Annotated in this window: 1 protein-coding gene; it reads left to right on the forward strand. The window is 45.7% G+C overall.

Going from position 1 to position 1,666, the window contains the following annotated elements:
* A partial coding sequence (locus AC3E9U_RS16100; protein WP_488747954.1) for an OmpA family protein occupies window positions 1–1,629 on the forward strand: 1,629 nt, incomplete at its 5' end.
* Window positions 1,630–1,666: the final 37 nt, after the last annotated feature.

Raw genomic sequence — 1,666 nt, forward strand, 5'->3', positions numbered from 1 at the left:
ACGGAGGAGAAACAGGATGCCGAGGTATACTACCGCTATGCGCAGATGCTGAAAGCCAATGGTCAGTATGAGGCTTCCAACAAACAGATGGAGAAGTTCGCTTCTATGGCGCCAAACGACCAAAGAGCGATCGCCTTTAAGAAAGAGCCGAACTACATCCCGAGACTTACCGATCAACAGAAGATGTTCGATACCAAGAACATGGATATCAACAGCGAGAAATCGGATTTCGGAGCGGTGCTGGCAAACGACAACACCCTATACTTTGCAACAGCAAGGAACACGGCCAAGAAAAGCTACGGATGGAACGACGAGCCTTACCTTGACTTGTACAAGGCTACCCGAAACGATGACGGTACCTTCAGCAAACCAACCGAAGCAGAAGGCATCAACAGTAAATGGCATGACGGACCGGCTACGATAAGCCAAGACGGCAGCACCATGTACTTTGCCAGCGAGACCTTTAGGGACAAAGTCTTCGATAAAGACAAGGAAAAGAAGATCAAATACGGTAAGGTAGGACTTTTCAAAGCTACCAAAGTAGATGGTAAATGGGGTAACGTACAGGCGCTTCCGTTCAACAACAAAGACTATCAGGTAGGAAACCCGAGTTTGTCCAAAGACGGAAAAACATTGTACTTCTCCTCGAACATGCCGGGCACCCTTGGTGGAGCGGATATCTGGAAAGTAGCCATCACGGGCGACAACACTTACGGTACACCGGAGAACCTTGGACCGAAGATCAACACTGAAGGAAGAGAGAACTTCCCTTTCATCAGCGATGATAACAAACTATACTTCTCATCGGATTCCAGACAGGGATTCGGAGGATTGGATGTTTTTGTGGTAGACCTTGAGAAAGGCGGCGAAGTGAAAAACGTTGGTAAACCGATCAACTCGGAGAAAGACGATTTCGCTTTCACGTTCCACAAAGAGAAGAACATCGGATTCTACTCGAGTAACCGAGGCGGTCAGGATGATATCTACATGGCCATCCCGATCTGTGGGGTACAGTTGAACACTACGGTTAAGAATGCTAAAACCGGTGCTGTCTTATCAGGAGCAGCCGTTGCTATCTTAGACGATAGAAACAACATGATCGAAACCAAGACCACAGCAATGGACGGATTGGCAACATACGCAACGGAGTGTGACAGATCATACACGTTACAAGTGTCAAAAGACGGTTTTGTGAGCAAAACCATCGCGGTTGATAAATCCAAAGGCGGTGAAATGCCGATGTTGGTTGAATTGGATCCGATCGATGTGATCATAACCCCAACAGAGGTTATCTTAAACGATATCTTCTTTGAATACAACAAGAGCAATATTACTAAAGAAGGTGCATTTGAGTTAGACAAACTGGTTCAGGTGATGAAAAACAGCCCGAACATGGTAATTATGGTTAAAGCGCACACGGATAACCGCGGAACGGACAAATTCAATATGAACTTATCCGAGCGTCGTGCCAAGGCTACGGTTCAATATGTGATCTCCAAAGGAATCGCTAAAGACCGTATCTCAGGACAAGGTTATGGTGAGAGCGAACCAAAAGTACAGTGCGATCAGTGTACTGATGAAGAACATGCTAAAAACAGACGTTCTGAATTCATGATCGTGAAGAAGTAAGCACTGCTTCTTAAAATACGTTATAACTAAAAAGCAC

Source organism: Flavobacterium sp. 21.1, assembly GCF_057801535.1.